12 protein-coding genes are annotated in these 14,774 nt (G+C 45.9%); 4 read left to right on the top strand and 8 right to left on the bottom strand.

Going from position 1 to position 14,774, the window contains the following annotated elements; all coding sequences use genetic code 11:
• Positions 1 to 2: 2 nt before the first annotated feature.
• Together A1359_RS08330 and A1359_RS08335 are read right to left on the bottom strand one after the other, a co-directional pair.
• The gene (locus tag A1359_RS08330) at positions 3 to 350 is read right to left on the bottom strand and encodes an HVO_A0114 family putative DNA-binding protein (RefSeq protein ID WP_066980881.1); all 348 of its coding nucleotides are present in this window, start codon (positions 348 to 350) and stop codon (positions 3 to 5) included.
• Positions 347 to 712, bottom strand: coding sequence for a toxin-antitoxin system TumE family protein (locus tag A1359_RS08335; RefSeq protein ID WP_066980884.1), 366 nt, complete (start codon positions 710 to 712; stop codon positions 347 to 349). Before A1359_RS08335 ends, A1359_RS08330 begins: the two co-directional genes overlap by 4 nt.
• A gap of 748 nt (positions 713 to 1,460) precedes the next feature.
• Between A1359_RS08335 and A1359_RS08340 the strand changes: the two genes are divergently transcribed.
• Positions 1,461 to 1,652 (top strand): hypothetical protein, encoded by a 192-nt coding sequence (locus A1359_RS08340; RefSeq protein WP_066980887.1) that lies wholly within the window; start codon positions 1,461 to 1,463, stop codon positions 1,650 to 1,652.
• A 184-nt stretch (positions 1,653 to 1,836) separates the two neighbouring features.
• On the opposite strand, the gene A1359_RS08345 is transcribed toward A1359_RS08340, so the two are convergent.
• The gene (locus tag A1359_RS08345) at positions 1,837 to 2,355 is read right to left on the bottom strand and encodes an MOSC domain-containing protein (protein WP_066980890.1); all 519 of its coding nucleotides are present in this window, start codon (positions 2,353 to 2,355) and stop codon (positions 1,837 to 1,839) included.
• A gap of 102 nt (positions 2,356 to 2,457) precedes the next feature.
• Between A1359_RS08345 and A1359_RS08350 the strand changes: the two genes are divergently transcribed.
• A complete protein-coding gene (locus A1359_RS08350; RefSeq protein WP_066981315.1) occupies positions 2,458 to 3,315 on the top strand; it encodes an SHOCT domain-containing protein in 858 nt (285 codons plus the stop codon).
• Between the two features lie 99 nt (positions 3,316 to 3,414).
• On the opposite strand, the gene A1359_RS08355 is transcribed toward A1359_RS08350, so the two are convergent.
• The 3 genes from A1359_RS08355 to A1359_RS08365 all read right to left on the bottom strand — a co-directional run bounded on the left by A1359_RS08355 (position 3,415) and on the right by A1359_RS08365 (position 7,883).
• Positions 3,415 to 3,645 (bottom strand): type II toxin-antitoxin system TacA family antitoxin, encoded by a 231-nt coding sequence (locus tag A1359_RS08355; protein ID WP_198159298.1) that lies wholly within the window; start codon positions 3,643 to 3,645, stop codon positions 3,415 to 3,417.
• Between the two features lie 168 nt (positions 3,646 to 3,813).
• The gene (locus A1359_RS08360) at positions 3,814 to 6,642 is read right to left on the bottom strand and encodes a UvrD-helicase domain-containing protein (protein ID WP_066980892.1); all 2,829 of its coding nucleotides are present in this window, start codon (positions 6,640 to 6,642) and stop codon (positions 3,814 to 3,816) included.
• A 56-nt stretch (positions 6,643 to 6,698) separates the two neighbouring features.
• The gene (locus tag A1359_RS08365) at positions 6,699 to 7,883 is read right to left on the bottom strand and encodes an ATP-binding protein (protein ID WP_066980895.1); all 1,185 of its coding nucleotides are present in this window, start codon (positions 7,881 to 7,883) and stop codon (positions 6,699 to 6,701) included.
• Between the two features lie 474 nt (positions 7,884 to 8,357).
• On the opposite strand from A1359_RS08365, the gene A1359_RS08370 reads away from it, so the two are divergent.
• Positions 8,358 to 8,891, top strand: coding sequence for a hypothetical protein (locus A1359_RS08370; RefSeq protein ID WP_066980898.1), 534 nt, complete (start codon positions 8,358 to 8,360; stop codon positions 8,889 to 8,891).
• A 230-nt stretch (positions 8,892 to 9,121) separates the two neighbouring features.
• Here A1359_RS08370 and A1359_RS08375 read toward each other — a convergent pair whose 3' ends face one another.
• A complete protein-coding gene (locus tag A1359_RS08375; RefSeq protein WP_066980900.1) occupies positions 9,122 to 10,048 on the bottom strand; it encodes a tyrosine-type recombinase/integrase in 927 nt (308 codons plus the stop codon).
• Between the two features lie 812 nt (positions 10,049 to 10,860).
• On the opposite strand from A1359_RS08375, the gene A1359_RS08385 reads away from it, so the two are divergent.
• Positions 10,861 to 12,600: a type IV secretory system conjugative DNA transfer family protein gene (locus A1359_RS08385; RefSeq protein ID WP_198159299.1), complete on the top strand. Its 1,740-nt coding sequence runs from the start codon at positions 10,861 to 10,863 to the stop codon at positions 12,598 to 12,600.
• A 99-nt stretch (positions 12,601 to 12,699) separates the two neighbouring features.
• Here A1359_RS08385 and mobQ read toward each other — a convergent pair whose 3' ends face one another.
• Positions 12,700 to 14,112, bottom strand: coding sequence for a MobQ family relaxase (gene mobQ / locus A1359_RS08390; RefSeq protein ID WP_066980908.1), 1,413 nt, complete (start codon positions 14,110 to 14,112; stop codon positions 12,700 to 12,702).
• Positions 14,113 to 14,774: the final 662 nt, after the last annotated feature.

Raw genomic sequence — 14,774 nt, forward strand, 5'->3', positions numbered from 1 at the left:
ATTCAAGCAAAAATCTGAAACTCAGTAGCCACTGCAATTGGCCGGACTTGATTTTTTTCACGTCGCATTTCCACTAAGCCATAATTCGACATGGTTTTCAGGGTTCGAGACAGGTTACTCGGTTTTCTACCGGTAATAACGGCCAGAGATGAAATTGATTCCGGATGAGTTTCCTGAATGGTTTTCAGTAGCGCTCGGTTGTCGTCGCTCAATACTTCTGCTAGGGAGCGCATTGAAGTGAACCATATTTTGGGCTCTGACGGTTCCGGCTTGTATTCACCTTTGGCAATAGCCAGTACCCGTTCCCGCATTTTTTCCTGTGGCAGGATGCCAATCATAACTGTACTCATAGCTTTCTAATCTCCTCCAATACCCGGTCAACCTCTGCGAAGAAGTCCATTAAAAGTTGATAGGCATTTTGAAATTCATAAGGCACACCTTGGTCGCAAATATTACGGTGCTTGTGGTCGTAGGCTAAACGCTGTCCGGCAAATTTAAATTTTTTCGGCAGCTTGACGGCATGGGCATTGTCATAACCCAGGATCCGTTTGCCATATGGTTCATGTAAAGTCAGAGAGTAACGTATACCATGCGGAATCTCTTTGGTTGGTGTCACACGCCTTGCCTCAATTTTGATCCAATAGCCATTCCCCTGATCAAGAATCTGTTGATCAAGTTCCAAAAGCGTATCTATTCCCGACTCTTGATGCATAGCCAATCATATCATCCGATGATAAATTGTGTCGAAGCATATGCTAGATCTGCATTCTTATCAAACATTCAAAGTCGATGTTTTCAAGTAAAAACGAGGCCCTGCACGACGCTCAGCAAAGATATGCTACAAATTATCGTTTCTGATTTTTGCTCCTTTTTTAGCCGCGCATGGATCGTCCGCTATGCGTTTAATTTCTGTCATAAAATTTAAAGCGCCAAGGTCCGCTTGCTGGCCGGGTAGAGCCAGAGAGGACGCAAGGTTGCTTGCCGAAAAGCTGCCATTCGCTGAACTTAAGGATGGAAAATTTCGCCGGCATACTCAGCGACCGGTTTTGGCCGATAGGTTGAGGTCTCCAACGGCAGCTTTGTAGTCCTCCGGCTCCAGAATCTGGCTTCGGCCGACTGGCGGCTTTGGAGAAGCACGAGTGGCAAAAATGGGTCGTAACCGTACGTTAATATTTCCTAAATTAAACGACAACCGAACGTCTGCTTCCTTTTAGCAGTTGATCTTTATCTAGCCCGCTGCAATTGATTGAGGGCAATATGCCACAAGGACGATTAGTCTGAACAGTCATATGGAAGCTTGAGTGCAAGCCCCCGTTTTCTCGCGTATAAATCCTCTACAAAGCTTATTGTTTTTTCAGCTAAAACAATAAATTACAGTTATTGCGTATTGTTAATTTCTAGTGTGGCGATATAGTGAAGGTGTATTTTCGTATTGACCGATCAACGGTCCGGGAGGCCGAATGAAAATTGCCAAATTTAGACGTATCGGTTTTGTTGTGGGTGCATTTGCCATAGCTGGTTTTGCGGGTGTATTACCTATAGATATTGTGATACCCCTGTTGTTGTTTGGCAGTTTGGTGCGAGGGAGTTTTTTCTTAATTGAAAAAGCCATTGCCGGCACGGCGCAAGCCAAAGAGATCGATCGGAACTGATGCCTTCAAATAGGGGGTATTTACCTCATAGCTGTCAAAAGTGCCATTTTGGTTAAACTAAATCAAAAGCTTCCTTTTGGCAGTTGATCTTTATCTAGTCCGCTGTAGTTGATTCGGGGGATATCACGCAAGGGTGGTTAGTCTGCCGCGCGCTTCGTTGCTGGTTTTTATTCTGGCACCCCCCTTACCCCTCGCCGGCTGCACCAAAATCCGTCATGTTATGAAGCGTGACGAGATCGCCTACGCGAAGCACGCCAGGAATTAACACCCGGGCATAAAGTCGGCTAGTACCGGGATTTTGCTTTTGGCTAATACGGCCATAGCGGCGCAGTTTAAAGTAGCGGGCAATAGTACGACATGGAGGCGCATAGTCGGTGACTAAAAGCAGAACACCGTCGCCTAAACCCATCTGGCACCCAGGGCTGATCCTATTCCAGGGCAATCCGCTCAGCGTAATATTTTCTCCAGCATCTCCAGGTTGAATGGGATGCCCTTCTTTTTGCAAGGCCTGGATGATTTCAAGTGACCACAGACATAGGGCTCGATCCGGGCCGCCGTGATACTTTAAATTACGCTGGCGATCGCCTTGTAATCCACTTGGCTCGACAATACCTTCGGTTATCGATGACTTTGGAACACCGCCAGCGGAAATATTGAGTTGGACAATACTGCCTTTTGTTGCGTGAGAATGGGATGAAAACATACTAGATCCTTGCGCGATAACCGATTCATGAGCGATTATCAGTATGAAAACAATGTTGATGATAGACTCATTATGCTGATCTCAAATATAGGGGCTTTTCTAATGCAGCAGCTTACACCAGAAGGCGAAAAGATCATCAATGATCTTGCACAGCGCTATAGTTTTACGCCTGATGCCGTATTCAGCATGTTGCAGTCGGTCATCAATGGCAACGGGTCAATGGCACAGTTTAATCATCCTGAATTTGGTGGTTCGGGCCAATGGATGAAAGGCGGTATGATTATGTTGAGCGACATGTTCAATCATAATTTAAAACACAGTATCGGCGGGTTATGCCAAGAACTCGCCAATCTGGTTGCCAATCAGCCCGGTCTCATTCAACGCGGGAGTTTTCAGTCACAGCATCAAGGCACTCAGCAGCAAAACAACGACAATGTTTGCCATCAGGCCCAAAATAGCTCAGGGCCAACGGGAGCATTCAGTTTATTTGTGCCACCACCTGCCGGTAGTTCTGGAAACTGGTGGCCAGAAGGCCTGCCATACCCAAGCAGCACAGGCTCGCAAAATCACGTACGTTATGCGTACTTTGCCTCCCTTCGGCGGCTAGCTATCGAGCTAAATGGTCATGTAACCCTTTACGATACGCTGGATCATCAAATCGGTGGTTTTTCCCAGCAGCAATCGGTTGGGGGTTCCATCACGTTTAACAGCCAATATGGATTGGTCGATGTCAATAGCCTACCCATCATTTCTATCGACAACCAGGCCGTTGAGCCAGCAACTGACGATCCACCTGCATCCTCATCGTTAAATCCACCCTCCCCAGTTACGTCCTCTGCAGAAACTAGAGAAGCGGATATTTTTAGCACCATCGAGAAACTAGCTAGCTTGAAAGATAAAGGCATACTGACGGATGATGAGTTCAGTGCCAAAAAAACTGAACTTTTAGCCCGGTTATAAGGCAGGTCTGCAGCCCGTGAATCCTGATTGAACTCTATATGAGATGAAAACTCACTGCGATCATATTCTGCCTTCAGCGATAAAATCTTGAATCGACCTTCATGTGTTTTGAATAAGATCAGCATGAGCTTTTGCGGCACGTTGCATGGCTGAATTCAGCTCAGGTGGGTCAATTAACAAATCGACAACGCATTGCTGGTCTTCTAACGATAGACGGATGAAATTTGTCTCTTCTATCGTACGTTGAGCCATTTCTTGTGCTGCAGTAACGACGAAGTCACTTACACTTCGGCCTTGGAGTTCGGCTGCTCGCTTGATGATAGCCAGCATCGGGTGAAACTCTAGCTTCTAAACGGCTATTCCGGGTGACATGCTCTCTAGTCATTGGATATTTCGCTAATTCTATATGCAATTTATTGTACGGTTGTTTAACGTACATCAACCACAGGTATTTTTATCAGGCTAAAACTCACCTGGATAAAATCGGCGTAATTCGCCTTATTCAGTCGCCCGTTTTTCTGCAATTAATCGTTTCAGATCCACTTTACAGGCAGCCATGCTTTTTTCGCGGTAGGCGTTGAAATCGGCCCGCCACCAGTCCTGCCTAGCTTCATATTGCGGCACCAGTTTGTCTATGCTGAGCAGATCGTAAATATTGACCCATTCGCCTTCCACCTTAATCGCTAGCTTGGGATTGAAAATATAAGCACCGCGCATCACGCGATAAAACAGCTTACGGTTGTGCTTATCATCCTTGCCGGTTTCGTTTTTAGCGAGGATGCTCGAAAGGTAGGCTCTTTGTTTTCGGCGTTCCGGCAGGATGCTGGCTGGCAAATGCTGAATCGCGTCGATGAAATCCTGAGTGGTGAAGCCCTCGATCCGGTAATGCAGCTTATGCGGCATTACTCGGTAGAACAAGGCGATCATCAGATTCAACATGAAAAACTCCATGTGGTGTTTGTCCAGTTTGACCAAGCGGCCATCCACTTGAATGCTCATGCTGGTCGGCTCCAGTTGCGGATAAATATCGGCCAGCTTCTTTTTGGCATAAGCTTCGCTACGATCGCTTTGCGCCAATGCAATTTGAAATGCCGTCAAGCCGTTGCTGTCGACTTTTTCGGTATCCGCGCCCAGGTCGAACAAGGCCTTGATGACTTCGGTACTGCCCATCCAAGCGGCCACCATCAACGGCGTTTGATTGAAGACGTTACGAAAATCGGTGCCATATTGATCGGTTTGTTTCAACACCGCATCTGGCTTTTTGAAGCTGTAAATGCTGTAGTGCTTTTGTTGCAGTAGTTGCAGGCCTTTGTCGGGTTGTTTGGCGGCCTTGAAATCGGCTTTCAGCAGACTGTTGATGATATCGAGGTCTTCGTAAACCAAAGCGTACTCAAACAACATGATCCTGGCATTCTTGTCGTTGCCGTCCAGCGCTTTCTGTTTTAACGCCGGCAAGAATGCGGCATCGATGACCTGCCAAGGTGGCGTTTTTTGCTTCAGAATTTCGCTACGTATCCGTTCGGCCTGCTCCTGTTTGCCCTGCAACTCCAGTTTATGCGCTTCAAGTCGCCAGGCATCAAGGCTAGAGTTCTGACTGGCCAGTTGCAGGCTGGCTTGGGCTTCGCCTAATCCCAGCAGGTCCAGCAACGGTTGTTTCGGTTGGCTCTCAAGCCAATATAAATTCTTGATTGCCCGCGTCAGCGCCACATAAAGCGCATTGATATAAAACTTGTAGATCTCCAGCGATTTGTCGGTCTTGTCCTTGCCGCGGGCGTATTTGAGATCGTGCTGCAAGTCGGCAGCCGCCACACCTTTGCTGATTTCCCGGTAGCGGGCCTCTTCCTGACTCAGGAAATTGTAGAGAATGATGTTTTCGTATTCCAGGCCCTTGGCCTCCTGGATGGTAAAGATCAGCGGCGTACCGAAATGCTGCTGGGCTGCCGGTTTTTGTTCGGCGCTCATCACGATCACCGCAAATTGGGTCGAGGCCTTGGTCTTGTTGTCCAGTTCCCGGCGAATCTCTGTCGTGTCCTGCAAGAACAGCACTTCGCCCTGATTGTGGCCATTGCTTTCAACCAGATAGTGGCTTTCCTTGTCTATGGAACCGAAACGCAGATTTTTGATCTTCAAAATCCGATTGGCGATTTCGGTAACCTGTGGCGAATTGCGGTAATTGGTGTTGAGGATGCGGATCAACTCATCACCGGTTTGTAAGTCATCCTGCCGGTAAAACAGACTTTTAACCTTGGCCCAGGAAAAGAAATTGGGGTGAACGATCTGATTGGAGTCGCCGCACAACAGAAAGTCGCGGCTGTGGTGCAGGGATTTGAGAATCAAGTACAGTTGAATGTTGGTCAGATCCTGTACTTCGTCGACCACGACGAAATCGTAACGGGGTTGAATCTGCTGCAAATACTGGTGACTGAGAATGTTGGGATCGTAAAGCTGGTTATCCTGTAAAAATTCCCGATATTTCTCGAATACATCGTAAACGGCATCGCGCTCCTCGGCCAGGAAGATCGATTCTTTTACGCCAAGGGCAAGATAATCATCGCGGTCAAGCCAGCTTTTGTCGGTGGCGGGACCGGTAATGACGCCGCGGAATTCCTCGAACAGTTTGTGTGCATCTTTCAACACAGGGCCTTGGCGATGGCGATTGAACCAGTGTTGAAACAGCGGAAAACTGACCGGCTTGCCCGCCGGTACCTGGATGCTTTCCAGAAACTCCTGAAACGACAAGAAATCGATCTGTTGCTCGGGGTTATCGTACTGATGGGCGTAATACAGATCGCGAGCGTTGTTGACCAGATAGGCTGACTGGGTAACATATAACACGTCGCCAACGGCATGCTTCATTTTTTCCAGCGTCAGCGCAGTCTTGCCGCTGCCAGCCGAGCCGATCACGATCAGCGGTGGTTGCAGGTCGTAAATCGCTTGTTGGCGGTCGTCGAAGGAGATAATTTTATCCAGCAGGTTGAAGCGGTGCTGTTGGGGATTGAGATAGACCAACGCCGCCGCATCGTTCATTTGCGCTGAAGGGATGACGGGGATTTTAGCCTCATCGATAGTGCTGACCTGACGCAAGAAGCGCGATTCGTGATACGCGTGGTTTTTGATGAATTCCAGAATCAAGGCATAGCTTTGTTCTTGATAGCGATAGTGTGCAAATAACAAGCGGTCACGCTGATTAAGTCGAGCCCGGTACAGATTGTCGCCAACTTTTTTAACCTCCGCCGATTTGAAATCGTCGTTTTCCAGAAAGGTTTGCAGTTTGGCAAAGCCGGGAATGGTTTTAGGATCAAGCTCGTTATAGATCAGGACTTTCATTTTTAATCAATTAAGGCAGGTAATGTTACAGCGATGCTGTACGGCGGGCATCCGCTTCAGACATCGAAATCAGGTATGGCGCGGCGCATGAATTCGTCGAACAACGGCACGGTAAACGCCATGTCGCCATGCGACGGGCTAAAAACCATGCCTTTCTTGATCAGACTGGCGCGTACCGGCCCCAAGATATTGATCTTAACTTTCAGTTTATCAGCTACATCGCCGGTGCGGTAGGGGCCTTTTCCCAGTTCTGCCATGGCGCGCAAGTAGTTTTTCTCGCGCGGTGTCAGTCGGTCAAAGCGCACACGAAAGAAGTTTTCATCCAGACGATTCGAGACCAAGGCACTGCTTTCTCTGACATCCTGCAAGCTAATGGGGGATTCTAAAGCATGGTTCCAGGCCTGATAGCCCCATTCCTGTAGAAAATACGGATACCCTTGTGTCATGTGGTAAATTTCCTGCAAAGCATCTTGTTCGATTGACTCGCCCGCCGCGCGAATCGGCTCCTGTATGGCTGTAAAGGCATCATGTTCCGGCAACGGACCAACATCCGGAAAACTGAATAGCCGTTCCGCATACGATTTGGATTCGCCGGCCAGGCCTGGCAGAATCGGCAAGCCAGCACCAATCAACACCAAAGGCAGTTGCCGCTGTTGCATTTTATGCATTGCCATAATCAAAGCGCTCAATTCGGTGGTGCTGAAATACTGAATTTCGTCGATCAGCACGGCCACCGCCGACTGGCGCTCTTCCGCCGCTTCGGCGACGGCCATGAACAAACTGGGAAGATCGACCTCCAGGTCGCCGCTGTCGGCCGATCCCGATTCGGGGTCAATATCCAGGCCGATATCAAAGTCGCCCACTTTGATATTAATGGCGCTGATAAAACTTTTTAGAACGGCAATGCCGCGTCTGGCTTTATTGCCGGCGCCTGCTAGCCTGTCGAGATCGAACAACAGGCGGCGCAAATGCGGCGCGAGTAAAACGGCCAAGGGTTTGCCTTCATGCGCTTCGACCAAGAGCGTTCGATAACCCGAGTCGATAGCCATGCGCTCAATATCGTTTAATAAAACGGTTTTGCCGACCCCGCGCAAACCAGTCAGTAACAGGCTTTTTTCCGGGCGCTTGGCGCGTACGCGCCCCAGCAATACCCGAGCATGTTCAAGAATGGCATCTCGTCCTGCCATTTCCGGTGGCGGCGACCCAGCGCCCGGCGAAAAAGGGTTTTTGATTTTATCCATGAGAATTCAGAATGTATAAACTTATTCATAACTATACTATAAAAACAGTATAAATATGAATAAATCAATACATATCAAATCGAATTCCTATGACTGAGGCGAAAAAACATGAAGACCATACGGTGAATGTTCAAAAAATCACGCGTGACTTTTGCGTGATTCGGTTATAGCGCGTTATGCATTGTACTGCGATATAGTCCAGCGAGCATCTTGAATTAATAAATTAAATCAATTAGTTACAATGCATATTGAGCACTTTTAATGCGATGGTCGTGCGTTCGAATCGCACACGACCCACCATCATAACTCCTTGATCGGCAAGGACAAATCAACCAGATGCCCGTCGGGTTGAAGCAACATAAACGCAGCAAGGCGCAAATTTAGGCGCATGCTGCATTATTTTGCTTACCGAGGTGGCGCAATAAGGAAAGGAGGGTGTGTGATTCATCGTGGAGAGAGTTCAAGCGAGGAATAATGAAGTGGGATGCCAGTTATTATCGCCCCTTCCATTATCGTCATAATTGGGTTGACGATTTCATATTTGATTCCAAACGTCATGAAATAACGATAGATGAAAAACAGCGCCAGAATTGCGCTGTACTTGCTATTCACTATGATGAGCCCATTATTGATCTAGAGGACAAGCTTTTCTCATTTGCTCGTCATCTGAGCAGCTTGGCTAGGGAAAACATTGAGGCGCGTAGTCGGCTGTCTAATGTAGCGGGTTTTGAAAATGGTGCTAATGCTTACCAAGGGTGGGACAATTACAAAAGATGCGCTATTACTAATACTGGCAGTATTCTTAAAAGCATATGTTCGCTGATGATTTTAAAGCTCAGTCGTTCGAAAGGATATCAAGAACGTTATAAAAAGCGTCTATGTGCTGATGTTTGTAAAATATTGGTGGATAGCGGGTTCAAATATAGCGAAGAGACGGTCAATTCTGTTCGTAAGTGCGCAAAAAAGAATGCGAATGAAGTTGCAGACAAGGTATTAGGCAGTCGATAAAGCTTACCGAGTCTATTACTTAGAAAAAACGGGAGTGTCAGCATTTTTCGGTAAAACTGAATGGACATTCCTATTCGATTTCAGTGCGAAATGTTGCTGCAACTATTGCTTTCGTTTGTCCCGATCCTCAGCTTCTACTCATTCCGACCCACAAGGAGTCGGAATTCGCTTCTTAACTTGGTGGGGGTGTTTCGACGTCTTGCGGATTTGCTGTTATTTGTTGTCAGCACCTATAGTCCGAAGTTATGGGTCAATTCATCCACTATTTGGCGACTCTGTTCGCGACCCTGATGGATGTAGCGCATGGTTGTTTGAATGCTCTTATGGCCCGCCAGTTTGGCGATTTGATTGATCTCTTTGCCAGCGTCTGACAATGCTGAACAAAAGCCGTGACGTAAGCAGTGGAAGGTAAACTTTTCCAGTCGAACTGTACCGTCTGGATTTAACAGGTCTTTATCGGAAATACCCGCAACCTTTAACGCTTTACTCCAGGCTTTACGAACGTCCAATGGCTGTTCTGGCTTTTCAGGTGAGGGAAATATCAAGCCGCTTCCCACTTCCTGAAAGCGTTTTAACTCAGTCATGACGATGGCTGGAAAATGTAATTCGCGACTAGAACCGTTTTTTGTGTCACCCAATAGGCCGGTGCTGTCTTTGAAATTGATATCGCACCACCGTAGATTCATGAGTTCGCCTTTTCGTGCGCCAGTGACCATTGCCATGAGGACAAGCAAATACAACTTATCCCAATAAGAATCTTTGCAGGCTTTAATTAAGCGACTGCGCTCACTCTCTGTTAATACACGATCCCGGTGTTTTGTGTCGTTGTCAATGACGATGTTGCGAATAATATTTTCGTCGATATAGCCACGGCTAAGTGCAAATTTATAGATGCTGGATAACACGGCTTTTTTGCGATTAATCGTTGAGGTACGTTCACCTGCGTCGATCATGCTGTCAATGTGTTCCCGAATATCAAAGATATCAATATCCGTCATGATTCGATCGCCGAAAATATTGCACCAATAATCTACGCGCTGCATTTGGCCTTGATAGTCCTTTTTGCCCCAGCGAGACAAATACTCAGTACAAACGTCATGAAAGGTTTTATATCGAATGCGTTTACCCGCCTGGATAAACAGCTCAACCCCGCCCATGCATTCGATTTCTTGGGGGGGGCAGTTGCAATAATTCTTTTTTGGATAGGGCGTTTATTGCGTCTAATTTGACCGCATGCCGCACTGCAAACAAATCAATACCTAAGAGCTTGAATAGTTCAGTGCCGCCCATAGACTGAATTTCATCGTCGGAAAGGGAGGCTAATTGAGTCTGATTAAGTAAGGGGATAGATCTGATCTGATGTTCCATGTGCTCAGACCAAGAATGAGCTAATGACTCGGAAGGGAAGGTTTTGTTCTTAACAACGCCTTTTAGACGAATGTCTGCACGGAACCTGCCATTTGAAAGTGGTCGGACGTATGCCATTACGCAACCCCAACACGCAAATAAAATCGCGCAGAACAACTAATGAGCGCTTCGCGCCCAATAACATGGATTTCGGATTGATTTAGAGTTATGAATAGAACAGGGTATAACTGCTTCATTGCGCCACCTCGGTAAGCAAAATAATGCAGCATGCGCCTAAATTTGCGCCTTGCTGCGTTTATGTTGCTTCAACCCGACGGGCATCTGGCTGATTTGTCCTTGCCGATCAAGGAGTTATGATGGTGGGTCGTGTGCGATTCGAACGCACGACCATCGCATTAAAAGTGCCTTTGTCATTATTTATTTCCATATATATCAACAACTTAATATCTGGCTTTTCGTTCGCAAACCTAATAAAGCCTAACAGAGCCGATATTAAAATCGTCAAAAAGTCGCCAGCACTGGTTTAGCGGAATCGAACTTTGATTTTGTGGTTCTGCTTCCAATGGTGCGATTGACTGACGATTTCATACTGAGGAAATTTATGAGCTATCCATTTAATTCAACTAACCAAATCCAAAATGTCGACAACCCGCCAAGGGATCGGGATAGATGGTACGATCTTGCTCGTGACAAAAAACTGGAGCATGAAAGAAATAATAACAAATCCAAGACCTGTGGCTCTGCGGGTTTTATTAGTGAGCACGAAGCTCAAAATTCAAACCTGTTTCAGCCAGGTACTGGTGCAAATATTTGTCCATACCTTGGGTCATTTCGATCAAAATTTGATAATTCTGATAAAGCTATATACGCGCAAAGTCCATCGATTATTCGCAATCAAGGCGGTATATCTTTTCAAGGAAGCGGCCATAACTTAACAGTAGCGCCAACCCGAATGGGTAAAGGGAGTGGGCAAATTGTGCCAAATTTATTGACCAAGCCTGGATCGTTCTTGGTATTGGATATAAAGGGTGAAAATTACAAACTGACAGCCGGGTATCGGCAGAGGAATATGGGTCAAAAGCTTGTTAGTTTCGCGCCCTTTGAAAGTTCGACTAGTGTTTGGAATCCTTTTGCAATCAAATTCACTGAGCCCTATGAAATCGAGGAATATGCAGTGGCTCTCGCTAATCTTTTAATTATCCCTGATATCGGCCAAGATAGAGGTTTTTGGGATGACGCAGCTAAAGAATTTCTGGTTGCGTTGATCGTGTATGTGCTCACAGTCGAACTAGCGCACAAAGAGAGTCTTCATTCAGATGATCAGCCTGTTGTTAATGAACGCAGCATGCGAGAATTGTCTCGCCTTTCAACACTTAATGCAGAGGGATTCAATCAGTTACTTAAAGATATGATGATCGCGGATTCGTATATAGTACGTCGCTACGCGTCGAGCATGGAGCAGAAGTTTATGAATGAAGGACGGACTGGGGCAAGCGTTTTGGCAACAATAAACAGGAATCTAGCAGTTTGGCATCATGAACGTTTGTACAGGGCGACCTATCAACCTTCCGCAGATCCTGAGGATAAGGAGCCGGCCCCAAACGACTTTGAGTTTTCAGAGCTTCTTGATGGCAATACTTGCATATATTTGATGACTCCGCCCGAGTCACTCTCTGAATATCGTCCGGTTCTTCGCGTCATGATTGGCTTGGCTATTCGAGAATTAATCCGTGCGACTCAAAAGCAGTTAAATAATGGCGAGGATAACAATAATCCACCGGTACTTTTTTTGCTCGATGAGTTTCCCCAACTTCATTACATGTCCCCCATTGAAGACGGGTTATCATACCTTGCGGGCTATGGCATTAATTTGTGGTTTTTTGTGCAAGATATCAATCAGTTAAAGATCCATTACCCACGCTCATGGATGTCTTTTTTTAGTAACTGCGCCGCAAAATGTTTTTTTGGGGTCAATGATTTAGAAACCGCAACCTTGGTTTCTGAGTGGATTGGAAATGAAACGGTTCAGCAAATAAGTAAAACTGAGTCGGATTCGATCGACAAAACCTCCTATAATCCAATACCTGTAAAAAATATATCGGTTACACAGTCTCCCGTCACGCGCGCTGTTATGACACCGGATGAAGTGATGAGAATGCCTCGCTATGAAATGATAATTTTTATCAATGGATTAAGGCCTATCTACGCTGAATTGCCAAAGTATTTTGAATCTGAGATCCTTGTTCAAAGAACTCGAATATCTCCTATCAATGAAAGTCAGGCTGTATTGCTGTGGTATTTCTTTTTATATTGGCACTTATTTCAGTATAGCCTCGATTAAGATCCATCTATTGATCGAAGTACATATACCCCGCTCATATGCGGGGTATGCCCTCATATAATTCCGAAATCCATCTATGCGAGACAATATGATTGAGAATTATCGATCCCTATGCCGGTCACGCTCAAAATCTTTCTTTAACTCAAAACTCAATGCGAGATTTTTATTCAGTTGTTCCTGCAGTCGTTGTGTTTCTTTTTCTAACTCTGCTGCCGTCCACTGAAGTTCTTTGGCTTTACACTGCAGTTCAAACCATTTCTTATTTTCTACTGCCCTTAGTCGTTCGATTTTATCCAATGCTGTTGGGTTGAAAACAAAATAGCGGCCATCTCTTACGGCGCGAGAATGCCATTCGTTGCTATATTGTTTATAAGTATGCTCTTCAATCTGGCTCTGTCTAAACAGTGTTCTTATCTCTTTTGAAGCCTTTTCTGCAAACTCTTCTTCCAGTAAAGTGGCCAAGATTTTATTTGAATAGGCCCTGAAAGATGTGCTTTCAAGTTGTTCTTGCAAAATAAAGCGCTCTTTGGCTGAAGTTTCGCCGAGAAGCCCGATAACATAATTGATTTTGGATAGCCGACTGTTAAAGATTTCGGTAAAGTCATCAAGTTCAGCTTTACGTTCACTCAGTGACAAGTGCGAATTGCGCGCTAAACCAAGTAAAAAATTGAGTCCTGCTTGATTTTGTAGCATTCGGTCTAAACTTTCGCCTGCCCTCAGAATTTCAGCATACTCCGCATCATTACTCAGCAGTTCCGCTGGTAATTGATCCCTGTCTGCGACAGTCGCTTCTTCGCTTCTATTGAATGAGACAGATTCATTCGGGTTGGCGGCTTCAAGGGTGTCATCGCCCAAGTCGGCATTTAAATGAGGTTCCGGCACTGATTTTGAATCTGATAGCGCTTTTTCTGCCTCTCGTTCTTTTTCTGCTCGACTGCGGTGATCGATACGACAGTCAAAGCCTTCGCGCTCTAATATATGATTGGCTTGTTCAGCCCATTCCCGTCGCCAGCGACGTAGGTGGTAAATCTTATTCCACTCCCGCACCTTTAGACCAAATCCATTGTGATCAATACTTCTGAGTGTCAAAAGAATGTGAACATGATAGTTGCAGCCACCTTTTTTTTCGCTTGGGCCGTGAATGGCAAAGTCCGCAATCATGCCCTGACTGACAAAGCATTTATCCACAAAGTTATTAACGAGTTCCAGTCGATGAAGATCTGATAATTCTTTGGGTAGGCAGATCAAGAGGTCTCTCGCCAGACGAGCATCCTTTCGGGTTTCCAAGAGGTCCGTTGTATTCCAAAGTTGATAACGATCGAATACCCATTCAGGTGCCGAGTGTGGAGCCTTAATATCCCTATGCAGAATGCCCGAACGATTTCGATAGTCATAATAGAGTCCGGTTTTGTTATCACGTAAGCACACACCCGCGCGGTATGCGGCGGCGGCCACAATGCCAAGTGTCATGGCTCGATTGAGATGATTCATTTGAAAATGAAAATTTGCCATCTAACATGCTCAAGAATTAACAGAGAAACGAGGTAAAACCTTATCCACATAACTGAGTATGAAGTCTAGCACATAATTGCGGGTTTACCAATACAACGTAGAGTGGGTCCATTTAAAATAAATAGGTTGTTTTCCCTGCTTTAAAAATAACGTCTATAACGATTCCTTTTTGGATAAAAAAATTATGGATTTTTAGCCAGGCTATTGCTCTCGCTCCCTAGTCGGACGACCTTATGGATTAGAGGAGGAGGGGTGAGGTCATGCCATGCCATGCTGCAATGACATGAAGTCGGAAGCGTCTTGAAGGTGTTCTCATAGACCTTGATGGAACTCGGTAAAAATGAACTCAATACACGATTGGGAAGCCGCTTTGAATCCGTTCTGCATTTGGTCTTAGGATTTGCCTTGAATACCAAACCACGCATTAATCCAGTGTTTACGAAATCCAGGATGCACGCTCCAGGCTTTCCATTTGGTTGTTTTCAGCTCGGTATTTATAAGACTTCCAGGATTCGCTGACTTAAGGGTTCGTCGATTAGCAAAAGTCTGATTACTTTGCTAATCGACATACGGAAGTAAATAGATGCAACTTCATGGTGGCGACTTGTGTATAAGGGAAGGGTCAAGATTGTCTGATTTGAAACGTTGGTTTTGGTCTATTC

This window comes from Methylomonas lenta (genome assembly GCF_001644015.1).
Lineage (GTDB): Bacteria > Pseudomonadota > Gammaproteobacteria > Methylococcales > Methylomonadaceae > Methylomonas > Methylomonas lenta.

Bases quoted from the DNA above. Each gene is read 5' to 3' on its own strand.
- A1359_RS08330 (WP_066980881.1), bottom strand. From the start codon at position 350: ATGAGTACAGTTATGATTGGCATCCTGCCACAGGAAAAAATGCGGGAA.
- A1359_RS08335 (WP_066980884.1), bottom strand. From the start codon at position 712: ATGCATCAAGAGTCGGGAATAGATACGCTTTTGGAACTTGATCAACAG.
- A1359_RS08340 (WP_066980887.1), top strand. From the start codon at position 1,461: ATGAAAATTGCCAAATTTAGACGTATCGGTTTTGTTGTGGGTGCATTT.
- A1359_RS08345 (WP_066980890.1), bottom strand. From the start codon at position 2,355: ATGTTTTCATCCCATTCTCACGCAACAAAAGGCAGTATTGTCCAACTC.
- A1359_RS08350 (WP_066981315.1), top strand. From the start codon at position 2,458: ATGCAGCAGCTTACACCAGAAGGCGAAAAGATCATCAATGATCTTGCA.
- A1359_RS08355 (WP_198159298.1), bottom strand. From the start codon at position 3,645: ATGCTGGCTATCATCAAGCGAGCAGCCGAACTCCAAGGCCGAAGTGTA.
- A1359_RS08360 (WP_066980892.1), bottom strand. From the start codon at position 6,642: ATGAAAGTCCTGATCTATAACGAGCTTGATCCTAAAACCATTCCCGGC.
- A1359_RS08365 (WP_066980895.1), bottom strand. From the start codon at position 7,883: ATGGATAAAATCAAAAACCCTTTTTCGCCGGGCGCTGGGTCGCCGCCA.
- A1359_RS08370 (WP_066980898.1), top strand. From the start codon at position 8,358: ATGAAGTGGGATGCCAGTTATTATCGCCCCTTCCATTATCGTCATAAT.
- A1359_RS08375 (WP_066980900.1), bottom strand. From the start codon at position 10,048: ATGGGCGGGGTTGAGCTGTTTATCCAGGCGGGTAAACGCATTCGATAT.
- A1359_RS08385 (WP_198159299.1), top strand. From the start codon at position 10,861: ATGAGCTATCCATTTAATTCAACTAACCAAATCCAAAATGTCGACAAC.
- mobQ (WP_066980908.1), bottom strand. From the start codon at position 14,112: ATGGCAAATTTTCATTTTCAAATGAATCATCTCAATCGAGCCATGACA.